The sequence below is a fragment of the Ralstonia soli genome (genome assembly GCF_023955655.1).
Lineage (GTDB): Bacteria > Pseudomonadota > Gammaproteobacteria > Burkholderiales > Burkholderiaceae > Ralstonia > Ralstonia soli.
Genome location: NZ_JAMXHT010000005.1, coordinates 372,012 through 392,798 on the forward strand (window position 1 = coordinate 372,012; position 20,787 = coordinate 392,798).

The following is a 20,787-nucleotide window of genomic DNA, read 5'->3' on the forward strand; positions in this document are numbered from 1 at the left end:
CACGCCGACAACACACCGACATGCAGGAGAGCAACATGATCAAGAACGGCAGCCAGCACATCGCCATGCTGCGCGATGGTCGCGAGGTCTATCTGGACGGCAAGCGCGTGACCGACGTCACGACGCACCCCGCGTTCCGCAACTCGATTCGCAGTTACGCCAATCTGTACGACTTCCAGGCGCGCCCGGAGAACGTGGACAAGATGACGTTCCAGCCAGCCGGCACCGACAAGCGCGTCAGCCGCATCTGGCAACTGCCGACCAGCTATGACGAACTGGTCGAGCGCCGCCACGCATTGGAAGCCTGGACCGAACTGCACTACGGCTTCATGGGGCGTTCTCCGGACCACGTGGCGTCGTGCATCTCCGGCATGGTCATGGGGATCGACGTGTTCGAGCAGTACGACCCGGCACGCGCCGGTGCGCTGCGCGACTACTACAAGTACGCCCGCGACAACGACCTGTTCCTGACCTACGTGATCGTCAACCCGCAGGCCAACCAGTCGAAGTCTGCGCATGAGCAGGAAGACAAGTATCTGGCGGTCGGCATTGTTGACCAGGATGCTGAGGGCATCACCGTGCGCGGCGCAAAGATGCTGGCCACCAGCGGCATCATGGCCAACGAAGTCTTCTGCAGCTGCATCCAGCCGCTGCGCGAAGGCGACGAGATGTATGCACTGTCGTTCGCGATCCCGATGAACACGAAGGGGCTGAAGGTGCTGTCGCGCAAGTCGTACGAGGCGAATGCCACGTCGATCTTCGACAACCCGCTCGCGAGCCGCTACGACGAGAACGACGCGGTGCTCTACTTCGACGACGTGAAGGTGCCCTGGGACCGCATCTTCGTGGCCGGCAACACGGCCATGTGCGCCAAGCAGTTCCACGCCACGCCGGCGCACAGCTATCAGAACTACCAGTGCCAGGTGCGGCTGATGGTGAAGCTGCGCTTCCTGATCGGCATCGCGCTCAAGATCACCGAGGTCAACGGCACGAACAGCTTCCCGCAAGTGCGCGAGATGCTCGGTCAGCTTGCCGCGGAGGCCGGCATGGTGGAGGCATGGGTGTACGGCATGGAAGCCAAGGGCCAGATGGTCAACGGCTACTACGTGCCCGACCGCAGCATGCTGTACGGCTCGCAGGTGGTGACCCAGCAGCTCTACGTGAAGGTGCTGAACACGCTGCGCGAACTGGCCGGTGGCGGAATGATCATGCTGCCCTCCAGCATCGAGGACTTTGCCAACCCCATGCTGGCCGAGATCATCGGGAAGACGCAGAAATCCCCGACCTGCAGCCCGGAAGAGCGCGTCAAGTTCTTCAAGCTCGCGTGGGATGCCGTCGGCTCCGAATTCGCATCGCGCCACAACCAGTACGAGATGTTCTACGCCGGCGCGTCGTTCGTCACGAAGGGCCATGCCTACCGCACCTACGACTGGAAGCGCGCCACCCAGCTGGTCGACAACATGCTCGGCGGCTATTCCCTGGAAGGCGAACTGGCGAGGGTCGCGCACGCTGCGTGAGCCTTCATCCATCCATCTCGTTCATCAAACTGGAGAAAGGAGAATCGTATGGCGATCAACAAGATCCACGACGAGTTTCACACGCTCGATATGCAAGAGGGCTGGCAACTGCCCGAAGGCTACGCGCCGGATTCCGGCGCACAGGAGTTGATCCTGTCCGGCGCGCTCGACACGGTCAACAAGAAGGGCAGCCGCACGCGCCTGCTGCGCCTGCCAGCCGGCATGTACACGACCAAGCCGTTCGTGCACGACTACTGGGAGGAGGTCTTCCTCGTTGAAGGCGACCTGACGGTCGGCAACGATGATCGTGGCCAAGGCGGTACGCCGTTCAAGGGCTACACCTACGCGGTGCGTCCGCCCGGCGCGTGGCACGGGCCGTTCAAATCGAACGACGGCTGCGTTCTGCTGGAAACCCACTACTACGACCCGGCCTGATCATGGTCCAGACCGTAGAAGCCGCACTGCGTGCGCTGTCGGGCGGCAGCGCAACGGCGGCCTCCCTGCTGGCAGCCTGCGTCGAGCGCATCTGCAATCGCGGTGGGGAGGGTGCCCGTGCCTTTCCGCATGGCGTGAGCATGGCCGCGCAGAAGCAGGCCGCCGCCGTCGACATGCTGCGTGATCAGGGCGTGGCGGGCCCGCTGGCTGGCCTGCCGATCTCGGTCAAGGATCTGTTTGACGTGCAAGGGGATGTGACGCGTGCCGGTGCCTCCTTTGTCCTGCCGGAGGTGCCGGCGCGCGCGGACGCCGTGGCCATCGCACGCCTGCGGGCTGCGGGGGCCGTCTTCGTCGGCCGCACCAACATGACGGAGTTCGCCTACTCGGGCGTCGGCATCAACCCGCACTACGGAACGCCCCGCAACCCGTATGACCGCGCGGTTGGCCGTATTCCTGGCGGGTCGTCGTCCGGCGCGGCAGTCAGCGTGACGGATGGCATGGCACTGGCTGCCATCGGTTCGGATACCGGTGGCTCGTGCCGGATTCCGGCCGCGCTGTGCGGCATCACCGGTTTCAAGCCGACTGCGAGCCGCATCCCTTTGCAGGGCGCAGTGCCGCTGTCGGCCAGTTACGACTCGGTCGGATGCCTGGCCAATACCGTGGCGTGCTGTGCCGCCATCGATGCCGTGATGGCTGGGGACGCGGCTAGCCCGGTCAAGCCGTTGCCGCTGGCTGGCGTGCGGCTGGCCGTGCCGACGCAACTCGTGCTCGACGGGATGGAAGACGTTGTCGCACGGGCTTATCAGCAAGCGCTCGGCGCGCTGTCGGCTGCGGGTGCGTTGCTGCAGGAAGTTTGCTTCGGCAGTTGGGAGCGCCTTGCTGACATCACAGCCCACGGTGGCCTGGTGGCGGCAGAGGCCAGCGCCTGGCATGGCGAGTTGCTCGCAGTGCATGCCGATCGCTACGACCCGCGCGTGCTGTCACGCATTCGCCTGGCCGACCAGCAACGCGCTGCCGATTACCTGCGCATGCATGCCCATCGCGCTGCCCTGTGCCGGCAGGCCGACGAAGAGTTGGCGCAATTCGATGCCGTCGTCCTGCCCACCGTTCCCATCATCGCGCCTCGCATCCAAGACCTGGAAGGCGACGAAGCTTTCTTCAACGCGAACCGGTTGCTGCTGCGCAACCCAGCCATCGCCAACATGCTCGATCTGTGCGCGCTGTCCGTCCCGTGCCACCAGCCGGGCGACGCGCCGGTCGGCTTGATGCTGTTCGGCCGTCACCAGACGGACCGCCATCTGCTTGCCCTGGGGCTGAGTGTGGAAGCCGCCCTGCAACGGTCAACACGCTGACCGATTCCACGCCGTCAGTGCCCCCCTGATTCCAATTACAACGGAGGAAACACATCATGTTTGGAATGCGTATCAACGCAGCTGTACTTGTAGGCGCCAGCCTCTGTGCGACGTCTGTCGCAGTTGCGCAGCCGGCGCGTATCAGCGACGGCGTCGTCAAGATCGGGGTGCTGACCGACATGTCGTCGATCTTTTCGGACATCGGCGGCAAGGGCTCGGTCGTGGCCGCACAGATGGCCGTGGATGACTTTGGGGGCAAGGTGCTGGGCGCGCCGATCCAGATCGTCAGCGCCGACCACCAGAACAAGACCGACGTGGCGGGCACCATCGCGCGCGGCTGGTTCGACAACCAGAAGGTCGACATCATCCAAGATGCACTGCCTTCCTCGGTGGCGCTGGCTGTTTCCAACCTGGGCAAGCTTAAGCACAAGATCGTGATCGCCAGCGGCGCCGGCACCACGCGCCTGAGCAACGAAGACTGCTCGCCCTATACGGTGCAGTACTCGTACGACACGTATGCGTTTGCAGCCAACACCGTCAAGGCGATGACAAATGGTGGTGAGAACAGCTGGTACTTCCTGACCGTTGACTACGCGCTCGGCGCCTCGCTCGAGAAGGATGCCACGGAGGCGTTGGCCGCTGTTGGTGGCAAGCTGGTTGGAAAAGCCAAGCATCCCATCAACTCCCCCGATCTCTCCTCGTACCTACTGCAAGCCCAATCGTCGGGGGCCAAGGTCATCGGCCTTGCCAATGCCGGTGCCGACACTGTCAACGCAATCAAGACGGCGCGGGACTTCGGCATCAATGCGCCAGGCAAACAGAAGCTCGCCGCGCTGCATATGTTCATCAGCGACATTCATAGCCTGGGGCTTCCGGCAGCGCAGGGGATGACGTTGACAACGGCGTTCTACTGGGACCGCGATGAAGAGACCCGCAAGTGGTCGAAACGCTTCTTTGAGAAGACCAAGCATATGCCGACACTGGTACATGCCGGTGTGTACTCGTCGACCGTGCATTACCTCAAGGCCGTCCAGGCCGCGCAGACCGATGACAGCGATGCGGTCATGGCCAAGATGCGCGAGATGCCGGTCAACGACTTCTTCGCCAAGAACGGCAAGATCCGCCCGGATGGCCTGATGGCACATGACATGTACCTCGTTGAGGTCAAGCGCCCGCAGGAATCCAAACAGCCGTGGGACTACTACAAGATCAAGAGCGTGATTCCGGCCAGCGAAGCGTTCCGCCCGCTGGGCGCCAGCACGTGTCCGCTGGTCAAGAAGTAAGCGCGTCCCTGATCCTCTCTGGAGACTGTTTGACCATGAAAACGATGACGTTTGAAGTGGATGGCGCACGCGGCAAGGCTTCGCGCGCGATCGCATTGCACCAACTGGTGGTGGCTGGTTGGACGGGGCGCGATGTTGCGGCCATGGAAGCCCATATCCGCGAGCTTGAAGAACTGGGCGTCAAGCGGCCGGCCTACACGCCGGTGTTCTATCGCGTCGCTGCGCAACGGCTGGATGCGCAGCCGGAGATTCAGGTGAGCGGCACGGCCAGCAGCGGCGAGGTGGAGTTCCTGCTGGTCAAGAATGCGGGCGAGATCCTGGTCGGCATCGCCTCCGATCACACCGACCGCGAAGTGGAAACCTATGGCATCACCGTGTCCAAGCAGATGTGCGAGAAGCCATGCGGTTCGGTGCTGTGGCGCCTGGCGGATGTGCAGGACCACTGGGACCGCCTCATCCTGCGCTCGTACGCCACGATCGGCGGCGAGCGCGTTCTATACCAGGAGGGCAATACCACCGCCATGCGCGCACCGGCCGACCTGCTTGCCAAATTTGCCGAACGCGGGGGCGAATTCACCGATGGCAGCGCGATGCTGTGCGGAACCTTGGCCGCCATCGGCGGAATCCGGCCGGCCCAGCGCTTCGAGATCGAACTGGAAGACCCGGTGCTCGGGCGCACCCTGCGGCATGCGTACTCGATCGAGACGTTGCCCATTCACGGGTGAGCGCAGCCATGCATCGAGATGAACTGATACTGGAAACCCGCAAGCTGGCGAAGTCGTTCCGCGGGTTCACCGCGGTCAATGACGTTGACCTGCGCGTGCGGCGCGGCTCCATCCACGCGCTGATCGGCCCCAACGGCGCGGGCAAGACAACCTGCTTCAACCTGCTGACCAAGTTCCTCGTGCCCACGGCGGGCACCATCCTCTTCAACGGTATCGACATCACGCACGAGCGGCCGGCGCAGATTGCGCGCCGTGGCGTGATCCGCTCGTTCCAGATTTCTGCTGTGTTTCCGCATCTGACCGTGCTGGAGAACGTGCGGATCGGGCTGCAGCGCCAGATGGGCAGCGCGTTCCGGTTCTGGCGCAGCGAGCGTTCGCTCGATGCGCTCAACGCGCGCGCGCTGGAACTGCTCGACCAGGTGGGGGTGGCGGATTTTGCCGACACCGTGACGGTCAACCTGTCCTACGGCCGTAAGCGTGCGCTGGAGATTGCCACCACGCTGGCCATGGAGCCCGAGCTGATGCTGCTCGACGAACCGACGCAAGGCATGGGCCACGAAGACGTGGACCGTGTCACACAACTGATCAAGAAGGTCTCGGCCGGACGCACCATCCTGATGGTCGAGCACAACATGAGCGTGGTGTCGTCCATTGCCGACAGGATCACCGTCTTGCAGCGCGGCGCGATTCTCTCGGAAGGCCCTTACGCGGAGGTCTCCACCGACCCGCGCGTGATGGAAGCCTACATGGGCACGACCGACGCCGAATTGCACGGCGCGCATTGAAGGAGCCGGCATATGCATTCCAAACAGCAGAGCGCTCCCGCGCTCGAGATCCAGGATCTGCACGTCTGGTACGGCGAGTCGCACATCCTTCATGGCGTCAACCTGACGGTCAACCGGGGCGAGGTGGTCACCCTGCTGGGCCGCAATGGCGCTGGCCGCACCACCACGCTGCGCGCCATCATGGGGTTGACCGGGGCACGCAAGGGCTCGATCCGTATTGACGGACACGAAACCATTGGCTTGCCGACGCACAAGATCGCCCATTTTGGCGTGGGCTATTGCCCGGAAGAACGCGGCATCTTCGCCAGCCTCTCATGCGAAGAAAACCTGATGCTGCCGCCGCACCTGAAAGGCCAGGGCGCGGGCATGAGCGTGGCCGAAATCTACGAAATGTTTCCCAACCTGCAAGAGCGCCGGCACAGCCAGGGCACCCGCATGTCGGGGGGCGAGCAACAGATGCTGGCAGTCGGGCGCATCTTGCGCACCGGCGCCAACCTGCTGCTGCTCGACGAGATCTCGGAAGGGCTGGCCCCGGTGATCGTGCAGGCGCTGGCACGCATGATCCTGACCCTCAAGAAGAAGGGCTACACGGTGGTGATGGTGGAACAGAACTTCCGCTTTGCCGCGCCGCTGGCCGATCGCTTCTACGTGATGGAGCACGGCCACATTGTCGAGACCTTCGCGTCGGCCGAGCTGGAGCACAAGATGCCGGTGCTGCACGAACTGCTGGGCGTATGAGGAACCTGTCATGACTGTATTCGCTATCCCGTTCCCAGCGCTGCTATCGCAGTTGATGCTGGGGCTCGTCAATGGCGCGTTCTACGCGATGCTGAGCTTGGGGCTGGCCGTGATCTTCGGCCTGCTCAATGTCATCAACTTCGCACACGGTGCGCTGTTCATGCTGGGCGCGCTGCTGGCCTGGGCCGGCATGGAGTACGCGGGCCTCAACTACTGGGTGATGCTGGCGCTGTCGCCGCTGATGGTGGCGGTGCTCGGTGTGGTCATCGAGAAGACGATGCTGCGCTGGATCTACAAGCTCGACCACATCTACGGTTTGCTGCTGACGCTGGGCATTACGCTGGTAATTGAAGGGGTGTTTCGCTCGGTCTATGGCGTGTCGGGTCTGCCGTACTCGCCGCCGGAAGCCCTTCAGGGGGCGGCCGATTTCGGCTTCATGCGCTTGCCCAACTATCGCATCTGGGTGGTGGCGGTATCGCTCGGCGTGTGCTTTGCCACGTGGTACGTCATCGAGAAGACCAAACTCGGCGCCTATCTGCGCGCTGGGACGGAGAACCCGAAAGTTGTCGAGGCGTTCGGCATCAACGTGCCACTGATGGTGACGCTCACCTACGGCTTTGGCGTGGCGCTGGCCGCCTTCGCGGGCGTGCTGGCGGCACCGGTCATGCAGGTCTCGCCGCTGATGGGGCAGAACCTGATCATCGTCGTGTTTGCCGTGGTGGTGATCGGCGGCATGGGGTCGATTACCGGCTCGATCTTCACCGGGCTCGCGCTCGGCGTGATCGAGGGGCTGACCAAGGTGTTCTATCCGGAGGCATCGTCGACCGTGGTGTTCGTCATCATGGTGATCGTGCTGCTACTGCGCCCGGCAGGGCTGTTCGGCAAGGAGAAGTGATGAACGGACAATCAATCGCTGTCACCAAGGTGCAGCAAGGCCCACTGAGCCGGAGCCTGTCGAAACGCGCCGTGGCCGGCCTGGTGCTGCTGGGCCTGCTGGCTGCGCCGGCACTGGGCGCCTACCCCGTTTTCATATTGAAGGTGCTGTGCTTCGCGCTGTTTGCGTGCGCCTTCAACCTGTTGATCGGCTACGCGGGCCTGCTGTCGTTCGGGCATGCGGCGTTCTTCGGCGGCGCCGGTTATGTTGCCGGCGAGGCCATGAAGGTCTGGGGTGTCACGCCGGAGGTCGGGCTCGTCATCGGTACGGCCAGCGGCGCGCTGCTCGGTTACGTGATGGGCGCGCTGGCCATCCGGCGGCAGGGCATCTACTTCTCGATGATCACGCTCGCGCTGGCGCAGATGCTCTACTTCTTCTGCCTGCAGGCGCCGTTCACGGGCGGCGAGGATGGCCTGCAGGGCATTCCGCGCGGCAGCCTGTTCGGCGTGTTGCCGCTGGATGCAGATACCACGCTGTACTACGTGGCGCTGGTCGTCATCGTGGCGGCATTCGCGCTGATTGTGCGGATCGTGCATTCTCCGTTCGGGCAGATCCTCAAGGCGATCAAGGAGAACGAGCCGCGCGCCATCTCCCTGGGCTATGACGTCGACCGCTTCAAGCTGATGGCGTTCGTGCTATCGGCGGCGCTGGCGGGGCTGGCCGGTTCGCTCAAGGCGCTGGTGCTGGGGTTCGAGACGCTGTCCGATGTGCACTGGTCGCTGTCGGGCATGGTCATCCTGATGACCCTCGTGGGTGGACTGGGCACGCTGTCCGGCCCCATCGTCGGTGCGCTGGTGGTGGTGGCGCTCGAGAACAAGCTCGGCGATCTGGGCAGCTACCTGAATGCCGTCACCGGCATCGAATGGTTCAACGTGCTGGGTGAATCCGTGCCGATGGTGATGGGGGCGATCTTCATCCTGTGCGTGCTGCTGTTCCGCAAGGGGATCGTCGGGCAGTTCGGCCGCCGACCTGAGCGATAGACGAACACGCTGCTGCGGTGGCAGGCGCGCAGCACTAGCGCGCCTGCACTGCCTCGGGTTGTGTGCGCTCAAGTGGCTTGGCATCCAGTCGGCGGAAGATGAAACCCGACAGCACCGTCACCAGGCCCATGGTGAGAAAGGCGAGCCGGTAAGCGGGCGCGGCCACACCGAGCTTGACCGAGAAGAGGCTGACCAGCCCACCGCCAATCGTGACGCCCAGGCCGATGGCCAGCATCTGCACCATCGAGAACAGGCTGTTGCCGCTGCCGGCATCCTCGTGCGACAGGCCCTTCAACGTGATGCTGTTCATGGCCGCGAACTGCATCGAGTTCGCCCATCCAAACACCGACAGCTGCACGATCGACAGCGCCAGCGGCCAGCCCGGCGACATGACCGCAAACGATGCAATCGACACGCCGACAATCCACGTGTTGATTTGCAGGAAGCCGTCGTATCCCAACCGGTTGACCAGCGGCACGACCCAGCGCTTGGCGAGCATGCCGGCAATGGCGATTGGCAACAGCAGCAAGCCCGAGTGAAACGGCGAATAGCCGAGCTGCAGCTGGAACAGCAGCGGAAGCAGGAAGGGCACGGCGCCCGAACCGATGCGGCAGAAGAGGTTGCCGGCCAGGCCCACGCTGAAGTTCGGTTCGCGGAACAGCGCCAGCCGGAACAACGGCGTCGCACGCCGCCTGGCATGCGGAATGTAGAGCAGCGCGCTGGCGACGCTTACGGCGACCAGCAACGCAGTCCACGGACTACTGACGCCATTTTCGAGCGCGAGCGAGAACGTCACCATGCACAGCGACAGCAGGCCGCATCCGACCCAGTCGAACGGAGCCACCACGCTCGCCGCGTCGTGCGGCAGATAGCGCCGGACCGCGAACAGGCCCACAGCACCCACCGGTACGTTGATCAGGAAGATCCAGTGCCACGAGGCGTTCTGCACAAGCCATCCGCCCAACGCCGGCCCCAACAGCGGGCCGACCTGGCCAGCCACCGACACGAAGGCCAGCGCCGCGATGTATTGCTCGCCTGGGATGTTGCGCAACACCGCCAATCGGCCGACCGGCAGCAGCATGGAGCCACCAATGCCTTGCAGCACGCGCGCGATGACGAGCTGCGGCAGCGTATGGGCCGTGGCGCAGAACATCGAGCCGAGCGTGAAGATCAGGATCGCGCTGAAATAGACGCGCCGTGTGCCGAACTTATCGGCCAGCCAGCCCGATGCCGGCGTCAGAAGCGCCATGGTCAGCGTGTAGGCCACCACCACCGATTTGAGGTCGAGCGGCTTTTCGCCGAGGCTGAGCGCCACCGACGGCAGCGCGGTGTTGACGATCGTCGTGTCCAGCGCCTGCATGAAGAAGCCGGCAAAGACGATCCAGAGCATGGCCTTCCGGCCGGCGCCCTGTTCAGCGGGGAAGGGGGAAGCGGTATGCATGGGCAATCCTGGTGATGCCTGTCCGGAGAGGGCCGGACATCCAGCCGTAATGTTACGCAGGCTTACCTAATCGGGAACCCCTCTGAGGTCGTTGACTGTTATCGGAAAATCCGATGACAATGCGGCATGCTCAATCCTGTTTGGATCCAGACTTTCGCCACCGTGGCCGCCGCGCATAGCTTTACCGAGGCGGGGCGCCAGCTTGGCCTGTCGCAGTCGTCGGTCAGCGATCACATTCGCCGCCTGGAGCAGAGCGTGAACCGCCGGCTGTTCGTGCGCGATACCCATTCGCTGTCGTTGACGCCCGATGGCGAGGCACTGCTTGTTCACGCAAAGCTGATCCTCGAATCGCTGGCGCGCGCGGAACTGCAGTTCAGCGCGCCGCGGCTGCAGGGGCGGGTGCGGCTGGGGTCTTCCGAGGACTTGGCGCAGGGGCCGCTGCCCAATCTGCTGGCGGCGTTTCGCGCCACGCACCCCGACGTTGAACTCGAGATCAAGCTGGGGATGACGCACAAGCTCTACGAGGGGATCGAAGACGGCACGCTCGACCTCATCGTCGGCAAGCGCCGCGAAGGCGAACGCCGGGGGGTGCCGCTGTTTCGCGGGCAGCTCGAATGGCTGGCGCGGCCCGGCACCGTGGTGAACGTGGGTCAGCCGCTGCCGCTCATCCTGGTCAACGAGCCGAGCGTGACGCGCTCGGTGGTGCTGGATGCGTTGGCTGCCGCGGGCTGGCTCTGGCGCGTGGTCTGCACCAGCAGCAGCCATTCCGGCTGCATTGCCGCGGCGCGTGGCGGGCTGGGCATTACCGTGCGCGCGCAGAACCTGGCCGGTGGCGGACTGGTGCCACCCATCAATGTCGATGCGTTGCCGCCCTTGCCGGCCATCGAATTCATCACGCTGTCGGCTCGCCGCTTGAGCCGCCCTGCAGAGACGCTCCTGCAACTCATCCGCAAGAGCGATCTGCGCGCCGGGCGCACCGACTGAGCGCAACGAGCTGCGCCGTCCATGCTCGCGGCGCACATGAAGTCGAGATAGCCGGCAACTGGTTGGCCCGCCGCTTTGCGCCTATCCTTCGCTGCATCGCTCTAGCCGGTGCCCCGTTTGGGCGAGGAGGCCTCTGTGACAATCTTCCCGCGTTGTCTTGTTCTGGTGCTGCTGCTGGCAGTGCCCGCCGCCCACGCCGAAGACGACCTGCAGAACCGCGGTCACGATCCCTTTTTCCAGATTTCGTCGGGCGTGGCCAACTGCCCGGAACCCGCCGGCCCGCGCATCACCGAAGCCGAATGGAAGCGCGACTCCCACCACCGCATCGAACACGGCAACCACTGCTGGGTCGAGGGTCGCTGTCGCCTGCCCAATGCGTTTGCCTACGACGACGAGATCGCCGAGACGGCGAAGCGGCGCCTGCAATGGATGGCCATCCACGTGCCCGGCTGGCGGCAGAACACCACGCTGTGGGTGACGGTGTGGCAGCGCTGGATGCTCGTGCAGGGCTGCGTGGCACCGGGCTATGCGTTTGCGCCGTTCATGACGGCGCTGCACGAGGTGCCCGATGTGGAGCGCTTCATCAACGAGACGACGGCGCACCCGGAGCAGGGTGTGCCGTATGCGCTGTTTCGCAAGGGGACGATTGCCAAGCCTTGAGGCGGCTGCGGCGCAGTCCAGTCTCTAGGGCTTGTGCTTCTGGTAGGTGCCGATGAGTTCGGCTTCCGCCAGCACATGGCCGCGCATGGCGCGTTCGAGTTCGGCCTTGGTGGGCGCACCCAGCTCGGGCAGTTCGACGTTCAGCGCGTAGAGCTTGTGGTAGTAGCGATGGCGCCCGGTGGGCGGGCACGGGCCGCCGTAAGCGGTGCGCTCCAGTCGTTGTTGCCGGGGCGTGCGCCGGGCGGCAGCCCCTTGCGGGCGGCATCTTCAGCCAGCGCCGTTGTGTTTGGCGGGATGTTGTAGAGCACCCAGTGGACCCACGTCATCTGCGGCGCCGCCGGGTCGGGGGCGTCCGGGTCGTCGACGATCAGCGCCAGGCTGCGTGTGCCGGCCGGAGCACCGGTCCATGCAAGCGGTGGCGATGTATCCGAGCCTTCGCATGTGAGCCGGGTGGGGATTTCGGCGCCAGCGACAAAGGCGGGGGAGGTCAAGGTGAGCGTCATGGCGTTCTTTACTTGAGCGGAGGCGGGAAGGCCGTCCAGAGCTGCCAGCAACAGCGTCAAAACACACGTTCGGCGGCGTATGGAGAGCACGTAAAGTCCTGTTCGGTGGGTTCGCACCCGGTGGATGCGGCCCTTCTGACTCCTTCAAGCTAGTGCGCGATGGCGGCGCAGACAAGCTTCGTCGCCATCGCCCGAACGGCTACCGCCACGTCGCGCCTTCAGGCGAACCACCCGAGCGCCAGCGCCACGACTGCCGGCACTGCCTGTACAAAGAGAATCCGCTTGCTGACCGTGATGGCCCCCCAGATGCCGGCCACCGCCACGCAGAGCAGCCCGAACAGCGCAAATGCAGCATTGATGGCCGGGTCCGGCGCCACCAGCCCGATCACCAGCGCCGCCACCAGGAAGCCGTTGTACAAGCCCTGGTTGGACGCCATGGCTGCGGTCTCGGCTGCCTTTTCGGGCGTGATCCGGAATACCTTGGGGCCGCGCGTTTTCCACAGCGCCATTTCAAGCACCACGATATAGACGTGGATCAACAGCACCAGCAGGTAGACGAGCAGGGCAAGGGTCTTGATCATGGCGGTTTGGCGGTCCAAACGAGAATGAAGGTGCGCACATGATAGAGCGTTCACATCGCGAACTTGTGCTGTGTAAATGGCGTTTGCCTGAAAACTTCATCGGCACGGGCTATGCTGTGCGCTTTCGTCTCACGTCGTGTCATAGAGGAGCCATCACATGACTGCAACCCACGGATCCATGATTTCGTTCAAACGCCCCGACGGGCAGGAACTCCAGGGCTACCTGGCCAAGCCGGCCAAGGCGGAGGGCGCGCCCGGGGTGGTGGTCATCCAGGAGTGGTGGGGCCTGAATGACCAGATCAAGGGCGTGGCCGACCGCCTCGCGCGCGCCGGCTATGTGGCACTGGTGCCCGACCTCTACCGCGGCACCATGACGGTGGAAGAGGAAGAGGCCCACCACCTGATGAGCAACCTGAACTTTGGCGATGCCGCCACGCAGGACATTCGCGGCGCCGTGCAATACCTCAAGCAGAATTGCGACCGCGTGGGGGTGACGGGCTACTGCATGGGCGGCGCGCTCACGCTGCTCGCCCTGTGTAACGTGCCGGAAGCGGCGGCCGGCGTGGTGTGGTACGGCTTCCCCCCGCTGGAATACATCGATGCCTCCAAGATCAAGGTGCCGGTGCAGGGCCACTGGGGCACGCAGGACACGGCCTTCAAGATCGAAACGGTAGATGCGCTCGAGAAGAAGCTGGTCGATGCCGGGGTCGATGTCGACTTCCACCGCTACCTCGCGTATCACGCCTTCGCCAACGAAACCGCCGTCGGCGAGAACCGCATCGCCATCACGCAGTACGACCCGGTGTGGGCCGAGCATGCGTGGGACCGCGCGCTGACGTTCTTCGGCCGCACGCTGTGGGCCAAGGCTTAACTCGACAGAATCGTCCGCGCCGCGCGGTCACCCCACCACGCGGCTTCTTCAAAGACCGAGTAGCCGGACAGGTCCGCATGCGCATGGTGGATCGGCCCGGCGCTCTCACGCAGGCAGGCAATGGCAGGCCGCGAGAGAAAGCCCGGCGTGGGAATCGACATGGCATGGCCGCGTAGTGTGAGATCGGCGCGCCGGACTTGCGTGCGCAGGCGGATGCCATACACCGTATCGAGATCGGCCAGCGCGCGATCGAGCAATGCTTGTGGCGATGCCCTCAACAGCCATTCGCGTGCTGCATGGGGCGTCATGTCTGACAGCGCCACATAGGCCGTAAACACGCTCTGTGCTGGCGGTCCGACGCGGATGTCCTGATGATTGGCCACTACATAGCCCAGTCCCGTGCCGCGATAGACCACGTTGTCCCACGCCAGCGGCGTGTCGTCGTGCTCCGGCGGAAAGCCCTCGATTAGCAGGTTGGCGAGCAACCACGGCGCGGCTTCGGGCAACTCGGCGGCGGGCACGTCAAAACCTTCGACGACGTGTTTGGCAACGTGCAGCGGCATCGCGCTGACCACGTGGTCGGCCAGCAATCGCACGACGCGGCCATCGGCCTGCAGCACATCGGCATAGACGCGGGCGCCGGCTTCGTTCGTGGTGCCGATGCGCGCGGCGCTGCCGGGCAGCAGACGGCCGGCCTCGTTCAATCCGGCGGCTTCGAACAGCCGCTCGGCCATCCAGTCCAGCCCTTCGGGCCACGTGAGCACGGTGCCCTGTTCGGCGTTGCTGGCCATGCCGCCGCGGCTGGCGAAGTAGGCGATGCCGGCCCAGGCGGAGACGCGGTCGGCGGTGGCGCCGTAATCGTCGCGGCAGCAGTAGTCGGCATACCAGTGCAGCGTGGCGGCGTGGTAGCCCTCGCGGTGCAGCCAGTCGCGGAAGGTGAGCGCATCGAGCGCGCGCCAGGTTGGGTCGTTGGAGGCAAGCGCGGTCGGGACGACGAAGATGCGCCGGCCATCGCGGCCGGTGGTCTGGCGCAGGCGTTCGATGTAGGCGAAGAAGCGGGTGTGCTCGGCGCGTTGTTCGGGCGTGATGCCTTCGTGTGGCACGAACCCGTCTTGCCAGCGGTTGCCGAGCCACAGGCGTTCATCCGGCGCATGCACGAGCACGCGTTCGTCGTAGGTGGGGCGCTGTGCAAACGGGTTGCGTTCGATCACGCCAAAGTCGGCCAGCATCTCGCGCACGTGCGTCGATTCCATCGACGGCAGCGGCAGGTAGTGCGCGCCGGTCGGAAAGCGTTGGCTGCCAAATGCACCGCCGGCGGCATTGCCGTAGCGCTCGGATCCTTCTACGACCACCACATCGCGCCGGCCGCCTTTTGCCAGCCGCCATGCGCAGCTCAATCCGCCGATGCCGCTGCCGCAGATCGCCACGTCCACGCGTCGCGTTTCCGATGGCGCGGGCAGCGCGCGCGGATCGCGCAGTTGATGGCCGGCGGCCTGGCCGGGCATGCGCACGTTGGGGGTGATCTCCGTGAAGGCACGAAAGCCCGCCCACGAAGCAGCACCTGCCGCGGCCACACCGGCTGCAGCGGTACCCACCAGGAAGCTGCGTCGCGTCGTCATCAGCGCAGCACGCCGTGCCAGTCTTCTTCGAAATACCGCACCAGCGATTGATTGTTCAGCCGGTTGGGCTCCACCTGCGGGCGGGGCATGTCGGGCGCGAAGCTGAACATCTGATGCGTGGTGTCGGCATCCAGGAAACGTGTTGGCACGCGGTATGACGTGGGCGGCTGGAAGTCAGCCCGGCCCGGTGCAGCCAGGATGAAACCCCATTCCCCAAAAGACGGCACCAGCGCGTGATACGGCCACGTGCGGTAGCCGGCTTCGTTCAGGGTCGCATCCACGCACCAGTACGAGCGCGGCGCGAAATACGGCGACGTGGCCTGAATGACCACCAGCCCGGTATCCGCCACATGCCGCGATAGCAGCCGATAGAACGGTACCGAATACAGCTTGCCGATGCTGAAGTTGGATGGGTCCGGAAAATCCACGATGGCCACGTCGAACATGTCGGTGGCAGTCTGTAGCCATTGCCCCGCATCGGCGTTGACCACCGTCACGCGCGGGTCGCTGAAGGCGTGCTGGTTGAGCGCGACCAGCGCTTCCGCATGTGAGAACAGGTTCGTCATGCGCGGGTCCAGATCGACCAGCGTGACGTGTTCAATCTGTGGGTACTTCAGGATCTGCCGCAGCGCGAGGCCGTCACCTCCGCCAAGCACCAGTACGCGGCGCGCACCGCGCACGGATTCCAGCGCGGGCAGCACCAATGCCTCGTGATAGCGGTATTCGTCGCGCGAGGAGAACTGCAGGTTGCCATTGATGTAGAGGCGCAGGTCATCCTTCCAGCGCGTGACCACCAGGCGCTGATACGGCGATGAAATCGCGTGGATGATCTCGTCGCCAAAGAGCGCACGCTCCGACCAATGCGTGAGCTTGTCCGATGCGCCAAAGCCCGCCAGCAGGGCTGCGGCCACCGCACCGGCGCGCCACGCCATGGCCGTGCGCATGCGGGCCGAGAGCGCCAATTCCGCACGGAAGTGCCACAGCGTCCACACCGCAATCGCCGTATTGAACAGGCCGAACAGGAAGCCGGTGCGCACCAGCCCCAGGCGCGGCGCCAGCACCAGCGGAAACAGCAGCGACACCGCCAGCGCGCCCAGGTAATCGAACGTCAGCACGCGGCTGACCAGATCCGAGAACTTGGCCTGCCGGCGATGCAGCATGCGCATCACCAGCGGAATCTCCATGCCCACCAGCACGCCGATCACCGTCACCAGCGCATACAGCACCAGCCGGAACGGTGCGGATTCCACCGCAAACAGCACAAACAGCGCCGCCGCCGACACGCCGCCAAACAGTCCCACCAGTAGCTCCAGATCGACAAAGCGCGCGAGCAACGCGTCGTCCGCCACGTAGCGCGAGAGCCACGAGCCGATGCCCATCGCAAACAGGTAGGCGCCGATGATGGAGGAGAACTGCAGGATGGAATCGCCCAGCAGGTACGAGGCCAATGCCCCGGCAATCAATTCGTACGCCAGCCCGCACGAGGCAACGACAAAGACAGCGAGGACCAGCAGGGCATTGCTGCGGCCTGCCGGCTGCGCGGGTTCGTACGTAGCGTCGGATTGCGGCGTCGGCATGCGGCGGAACAGGGAAAATAGTGCGGAAGATGAAGGCGCGTTAACACACGCCTTGCGCAAATGGCGAGCGCGATTGTGCCGCCTTTTTTCGCCGTCTGCGAGCCGGCTGTGCACGGCAGCATCGGGGGGTACGCAAGCGGCGCATCAGCCGCTATAGTGGCGCCACCTGTGCCCTGTCCAGCCTGTCTACGCTGCCATCCGCCATGCCCGACATGACCGCTTCCCTGATCGCCTACGTCTCCCACCTGCTGGCGGGTGCCGTGGTGTTCTCCGGCTTCTTCTTCGTCTACCTGCGCCTGACGCCGTATGACGAGTTCAAGCTGATCCGCGAGGGCAACATCGCGGCGGCGCTGTCGCTGGCCGGCGCACTGCTCGGTTTCGTGCTGACCATCGCGTCGAGCATCACGCACGCCGACGGCTTGGTACCGTTTCTGTTCTGGGCGGTGATGGCATCGGTCGTGCAACTGATCGTCTTTGTGGTGCTCACGCGGCTGATGCCCGACTACCGTCTGCAGATCGAGCACAACAACATCGCCGCCGGTATGCTGTTCGGCGTGAGCGCGCTGGCCGTGGGCGTGATCAACGCGGCCTGCCTGTCCTGACGTTCTGATTGTTCTGCCCCGCGAGCTTTCGCGAAGGAGTGTGCTGTGAGCCTGTCCAGTTTCATCAAGAAGCAGTTCATCGACATCCTGCAATGGACGGAGAGCGAAGACGGCGTGCTCGCCTGGCGCTACCCCATGCAGGACATGGAAATCCAGAACGGCGGCACCCTGGTCGTGCGCGACTCGCAGATGGCGATGTTCGTCAACGAAGGGCAGATCGCCGATGTGTTCAGCGCCGGCACCTTCAAGCTGACCACGCAGACGCTGCCGGTTCTCACGTACCTGAAGAACTGGGACAAGCTGTTCGAATCCCCCTTCAAGTCCGACGTTTACTTCTTCAGCACGCGCCAGCAGCTCGGCCGCCGCTGGGGCACGCCGCAGCCGGTGACGGTGCGCGACAAGGATTTCGGCATGGTGCGCCTGCGCGCCTTTGGCGTGTACGCCTACCACGTGGCCGACCCCAAGCTGTTCTACCAGCAGGTGAGCGGCACGCGCGATATCTACACCGTCGATGAGGTCGAGGCGCAACTCGCACCCGTCATCATGGGCGCGATGGCCACGGCGTTTGGCGAATCTGGCGTGCCGTTCCTGGACTTGGCTGCCAACCAGATGCTGATGTCAAACAAGGTGCGCGAAGCCTTGCTGCCGCAGTTCACGCAGTACGGTCTGGCGCTCGACAGCTTCCAGGTCTCCAGCGTCACGCTGCCGGATGAACTGCAGGCCGCGCTGGACCGCCGCATCAGCATGGACATGACCGGCGACATGCAGCGCTTCACGCAATACCAGACGGCCGAATCGCTGCCGCTGGCCGCGCGCAATGAAGGCGGCATTGCCGGCACGGGCGCAGGGCTGGCCGCCGGTTTGGCGATGGGCCAGGCGATGGCCGAGAGCCTGCGCACGACCGTGCAGGGTGCAGCCGCAGCGCAACCTGCCGCCGCGGCACCGGTTGCTCCGGCCGCTGACGACCCGACCGCACGCCTGGCCAAGCTCAAGGAACTGCTCGACAAGGGCCTCATCACGCAGGCCGACTTTGATGCCGGCAAGGCAGCCGTGCTCAAGGCGCTGACCGGGGGCTGAACCGTAGCCGCAGCTATCGGAGGATCGGGCGGTACGCACCGCCCGTTTTTTCTGCGCAATCGAACGACCTGACCATGTTTCATGCCAACTGCCCGGCGTGTGGCGCGCCGGTGGAACTGAAGTCTGCCGCGGCGGTGATGACGGTGTGCAGCTTCTGCAAAAGCACGCTGCTGCGCGACGGCCAGACGCTGTCCGACATCGGCAAGATGTCTGCCGTGCTGGAGGACTACGCACGCGTGCAGATCGGCACCACCGGGCGCTACAAAGCCAAGGCCTTCACCGTGGTCGGCCGCATCCAGTTGCGTTATGACGCGGGCTTCTGGAACGAGTGGTACGTGCTGTTCGATGACGGCACCGACGGCTGGCTGGCGGAAGCGTCCGGGCAAGTAACGATGACCCTGGCACATGGCACGCCGGCCAACGCGGTCGCATTCGAGACACTGCGCCCCGGCCAGCTGTACAACGCCGACGGCAAGCCGTTCACGCTGTCGGACGTGCGCGAGGCAGATTGCACCGGAGGCCAGGGTGAATTGCCCTTCCGCGTGGGCGCGGGCTGGCACGCACGCGTGGCCGACGGCCGCTGCGAAGACGCCTTCATGACGCTGGATTATTCGGACGGCACGGCGCCCACGCTCTACCTTGGCGAAGCCACCACGCTTGATGCGCTCAAGTGCCAGCTCCTGCGCACCGACGCCGAGATCATGGAAGCCGCCGGCCGTGTTCCCGGCAAGCTCACCAACCTTGATTGCCCACAGTGCGGCACATCGGTGCCGTTCAGCCCCGGCGTGACGGGCCACGTGCTGTGCCCCGGCTGCGGCGCCGCCATTGACGCGTCCACGCCGCGCGGTGACATCATCGCGCGCGCACGCTCGGTGCCGAAAGTCGTCACCACGCTGGAGCTTGGCGACAAGGCGCTCATCGACGGCCTGCAGTGGCAGGTGATCGGCGTGATGCGTCGTGCGGTGGTCAACGGCGAGGGTGAATGGTTCGAATACCTGCTGTACACGCCCAAGCGCGGTTTCATGTGGATGGTCGAAACCGATGACGGCTGGTTTCGCGCGAATGTGCTTGCGCTCTGGCCCACGCAGCCCGACAGCCGCAAGGCCCTGCATGGCGGCACGCAATTCATTCGCGATGAGGATTACGACGCGCGTGTCACCTACGCGGCCGGTGCGTTCAACTGGCGCGTGCAGACCGGCGACCAGACGCACGTGGTCGAATACAAAGCCGGTCAGGAAAGCCTCGCCGCCGAGAGCGATGCGCATGAGCTGACGTGGTCGAAGAGCACGCCGGTGAGCGCCGCACAGATCAAGGCGTGGTTCGGCAAGGTGGTGGCGGAGCCGGCCAAGGCATCGTCCTCAAACATCATGACGGTGGCGGTGGTGGCCTGCGTGCTGCTCGGCCTGCTGAACCTGGTGCCGTTCTTCATGGCGCCTGGCGCGGTGTTCAGCATCACGTTCTTCGCGGCGCTGTTGTTGATCGTGCCGGCCTGGCTGGTCGCCAAGATCGGGGGTGGAGAGTGAAGGGCTGGTTCGTTCTCTATGCCGTGGCCGTGGTGATCGGCGCGACGTACATGGATTGGAAGGCGGGCTTTGCCGCGCCACGCACGCCGTCGTACGGCAGCGGCACGGGGGGCTCGTCGTATTGGGGCGGGTCGTCGGGCGGCAGCGGTTATGGCGGCGGCTTCAGCGGGGGCCACAAGTGACGCGCACCGATGCGGGCCTGCCCCTGGCGGACGCGACCGTCGCCGTAGGCGAGCATCTGCTGCTCGACCTGTATGGCGTGGCGCCTGCATTGCTGCGCGATGCGCGCGCCCTGGAGACCGCATTGCGCGCGGCAGCCGATGCGCTTGGTGCGACCATTCTCCATGCGCATTTGCATCGCTTCGATACCGTGCGTACGGGCACCCCGGGCGGGGAGCAAGGCGGCGTGACCGGCGTGCTGCTGCTGGCTGAGTCGCACCTGTCGATTCATACCTGGCCCGAACATGGATTTGCCGCCATCGATGCCTTCATGTGCGGCACAGGCACGACGCATGCCGCGCGTGCGGTGTTCGAGCGAGCCCTGGCGCCGCAGCGCGTCGACCTGCGCATCGAACGGCGCGGCGGCGCGGGGCTCTAGTG

At 64.8% G+C, this 20,787-nt stretch carries 21 protein-coding genes and 1 pseudogene; 17 read left to right on the forward strand and 5 right to left on the reverse strand.

Features of this window, described 5'->3' with window-relative positions; translation table 11 throughout:
* Nucleotides 1–35: 35 nt before the first annotated feature.
* The 9 genes from NG900_RS14865 to NG900_RS14905 are packed head-to-tail and all read left to right on the forward strand — an operon-like array spanning nucleotide 36 to nucleotide 8,749.
* Nucleotides 36–1,517 carry a 4-hydroxyphenylacetate 3-hydroxylase family protein gene (locus NG900_RS14865; protein WP_252681688.1) on the forward strand — a complete coding sequence of 494 codons (1,482 nt, stop codon included), beginning with the start codon at nucleotides 36–38 and terminating at the stop codon, nucleotides 1,515–1,517.
* 48 nt (nucleotides 1,518–1,565) lie between these two features.
* Entirely contained in the window at nucleotides 1,566–1,952 is a 387-nt protein-coding gene (locus NG900_RS14870) for a cupin domain-containing protein (protein ID WP_252681690.1), read from the forward strand.
* A 2-nt stretch (nucleotides 1,953–1,954) separates the two neighbouring features.
* On the forward strand, nucleotides 1,955–3,304 hold the full coding sequence (locus tag NG900_RS14875; RefSeq protein WP_252681693.1) for an amidase: 1,350 nt from the start codon (nucleotides 1,955–1,957) through the stop codon (nucleotides 3,302–3,304).
* Between the two features lie 56 nt (nucleotides 3,305–3,360).
* On the forward strand, nucleotides 3,361–4,587 hold the full coding sequence (locus NG900_RS14880) for an ABC transporter substrate-binding protein (protein ID WP_252681696.1): 1,227 nt from the start codon (nucleotides 3,361–3,363) through the stop codon (nucleotides 4,585–4,587).
* 35 nt (nucleotides 4,588–4,622) lie between these two features.
* Complete coding sequence (locus NG900_RS14885; RefSeq protein WP_252681698.1) at nucleotides 4,623–5,312, forward strand: DUF2848 domain-containing protein; 690 nt, start codon at nucleotides 4,623–4,625, stop codon at nucleotides 5,310–5,312.
* Between the two features lie 8 nt (nucleotides 5,313–5,320).
* Complete coding sequence (locus tag NG900_RS14890) at nucleotides 5,321–6,097, forward strand: ABC transporter ATP-binding protein (protein ID WP_252681700.1); 777 nt, start codon at nucleotides 5,321–5,323, stop codon at nucleotides 6,095–6,097.
* A 12-nt stretch (nucleotides 6,098–6,109) separates the two neighbouring features.
* Entirely contained in the window at nucleotides 6,110–6,835 is a 726-nt protein-coding gene (locus NG900_RS14895) for an ABC transporter ATP-binding protein (protein WP_252681702.1), read from the forward strand.
* Nucleotides 6,836–6,845: 10 nt separating this feature from the next.
* Nucleotides 6,846–7,730 carry a branched-chain amino acid ABC transporter permease gene (locus NG900_RS14900; protein ID WP_252681704.1) on the forward strand — a complete coding sequence of 295 codons (885 nt, stop codon included), beginning with the start codon at nucleotides 6,846–6,848 and terminating at the stop codon, nucleotides 7,728–7,730.
* Nucleotides 7,730–8,749: a branched-chain amino acid ABC transporter permease gene (locus tag NG900_RS14905; protein ID WP_252681706.1), complete on the forward strand. Its 1,020-nt coding sequence runs from the start codon at nucleotides 7,730–7,732 to the stop codon at nucleotides 8,747–8,749. Before NG900_RS14900 ends, NG900_RS14905 begins: the two co-directional genes overlap by 1 nt.
* A 34-nt stretch (nucleotides 8,750–8,783) precedes the next feature.
* On the opposite strand, the gene mdtD is transcribed toward NG900_RS14905, so the two are convergent.
* Entirely contained in the window at nucleotides 8,784–10,190 is a 1,407-nt protein-coding gene (mdtD, locus tag NG900_RS14910) for a multidrug transporter subunit MdtD (protein ID WP_252681708.1), read from the reverse strand.
* 126 nt (nucleotides 10,191–10,316) lie between these two features.
* On the opposite strand from mdtD, the gene NG900_RS14915 reads away from it, so the two are divergent.
* Together NG900_RS14915 and NG900_RS14920 are read left to right on the forward strand one after the other, a co-directional pair.
* Nucleotides 10,317–11,174 (forward strand): LysR family transcriptional regulator, encoded by an 858-nt coding sequence (locus NG900_RS14915; protein ID WP_252681711.1) that lies wholly within the window; start codon nucleotides 10,317–10,319, stop codon nucleotides 11,172–11,174.
* Between the two features lie 135 nt (nucleotides 11,175–11,309).
* Complete coding sequence (locus NG900_RS14920) at nucleotides 11,310–11,834, forward strand: BON domain-containing protein (protein ID WP_252681714.1); 525 nt, start codon at nucleotides 11,310–11,312, stop codon at nucleotides 11,832–11,834.
* Between the two features lie 24 nt (nucleotides 11,835–11,858).
* Here the strand turns inward: NG900_RS14920 and NG900_RS14925 are convergent.
* Nucleotides 11,859–12,337: pseudogene (locus tag NG900_RS14925) on the reverse strand (YbhB/YbcL family Raf kinase inhibitor-like protein).
* Nucleotides 12,338–12,555: 218 nt separating this feature from the next.
* Nucleotides 12,556–12,918 (reverse strand): DUF1304 domain-containing protein, encoded by a 363-nt coding sequence (locus tag NG900_RS14930; RefSeq protein ID WP_252681716.1) that lies wholly within the window; start codon nucleotides 12,916–12,918, stop codon nucleotides 12,556–12,558.
* Between the two features lie 157 nt (nucleotides 12,919–13,075).
* On the opposite strand from NG900_RS14930, the gene NG900_RS14935 reads away from it, so the two are divergent.
* Complete coding sequence (locus NG900_RS14935; RefSeq protein ID WP_252681719.1) at nucleotides 13,076–13,789, forward strand: dienelactone hydrolase family protein; 714 nt, start codon at nucleotides 13,076–13,078, stop codon at nucleotides 13,787–13,789.
* On the opposite strand, the gene NG900_RS14940 is transcribed toward NG900_RS14935, so the two are convergent.
* Nucleotides 13,786–15,408: an NAD(P)-binding protein gene (locus tag NG900_RS14940; RefSeq protein WP_252681720.1), complete on the reverse strand. Its 1,623-nt coding sequence runs from the start codon at nucleotides 15,406–15,408 to the stop codon at nucleotides 13,786–13,788. The genes NG900_RS14935 and NG900_RS14940 overlap by 4 nt on opposite strands.
* Nucleotides 15,408–16,985 (reverse strand): polyamine aminopropyltransferase, encoded by a 1,578-nt coding sequence (locus tag NG900_RS14945; protein ID WP_252681723.1) that lies wholly within the window; start codon nucleotides 16,983–16,985, stop codon nucleotides 15,408–15,410. Before NG900_RS14945 ends, NG900_RS14940 begins: the two co-directional genes overlap by 1 nt.
* Nucleotides 16,986–17,188: 203 nt before the next feature.
* On the opposite strand from NG900_RS14945, the gene NG900_RS14950 reads away from it, so the two are divergent.
* The 5 genes from NG900_RS14950 (at nucleotide 17,189) to speD (ending at nucleotide 20,785) form a co-directional block, all read left to right on the forward strand.
* The gene (locus NG900_RS14950; RefSeq protein WP_252681724.1) at nucleotides 17,189–17,587 is read left to right on the forward strand and encodes a DUF350 domain-containing protein; all 399 of its coding nucleotides are present in this window, start codon (nucleotides 17,189–17,191) and stop codon (nucleotides 17,585–17,587) included.
* Nucleotides 17,588–17,632: 45 nt separating this feature from the next.
* Entirely contained in the window at nucleotides 17,633–18,664 is a 1,032-nt protein-coding gene (locus NG900_RS14955) for an SPFH domain-containing protein (protein ID WP_252681727.1), read from the forward strand.
* A gap of 74 nt (nucleotides 18,665–18,738) precedes the next feature.
* Entirely contained in the window at nucleotides 18,739–20,187 is a 1,449-nt protein-coding gene (locus NG900_RS14960) for a DUF4178 domain-containing protein (protein WP_252681730.1), read from the forward strand.
* Nucleotides 20,184–20,369, forward strand: coding sequence for a hypothetical protein (locus NG900_RS14965; protein ID WP_252681733.1), 186 nt, complete (start codon nucleotides 20,184–20,186; stop codon nucleotides 20,367–20,369). Before NG900_RS14960 ends, NG900_RS14965 begins: the two co-directional genes overlap by 4 nt.
* The gene (gene speD, locus NG900_RS14970; RefSeq protein WP_252681736.1) at nucleotides 20,366–20,785 is read left to right on the forward strand and encodes an adenosylmethionine decarboxylase; all 420 of its coding nucleotides are present in this window, start codon (nucleotides 20,366–20,368) and stop codon (nucleotides 20,783–20,785) included. Before NG900_RS14965 ends, speD begins: the two co-directional genes overlap by 4 nt.
* Nucleotides 20,786–20,787: the final 2 nt, after the last annotated feature.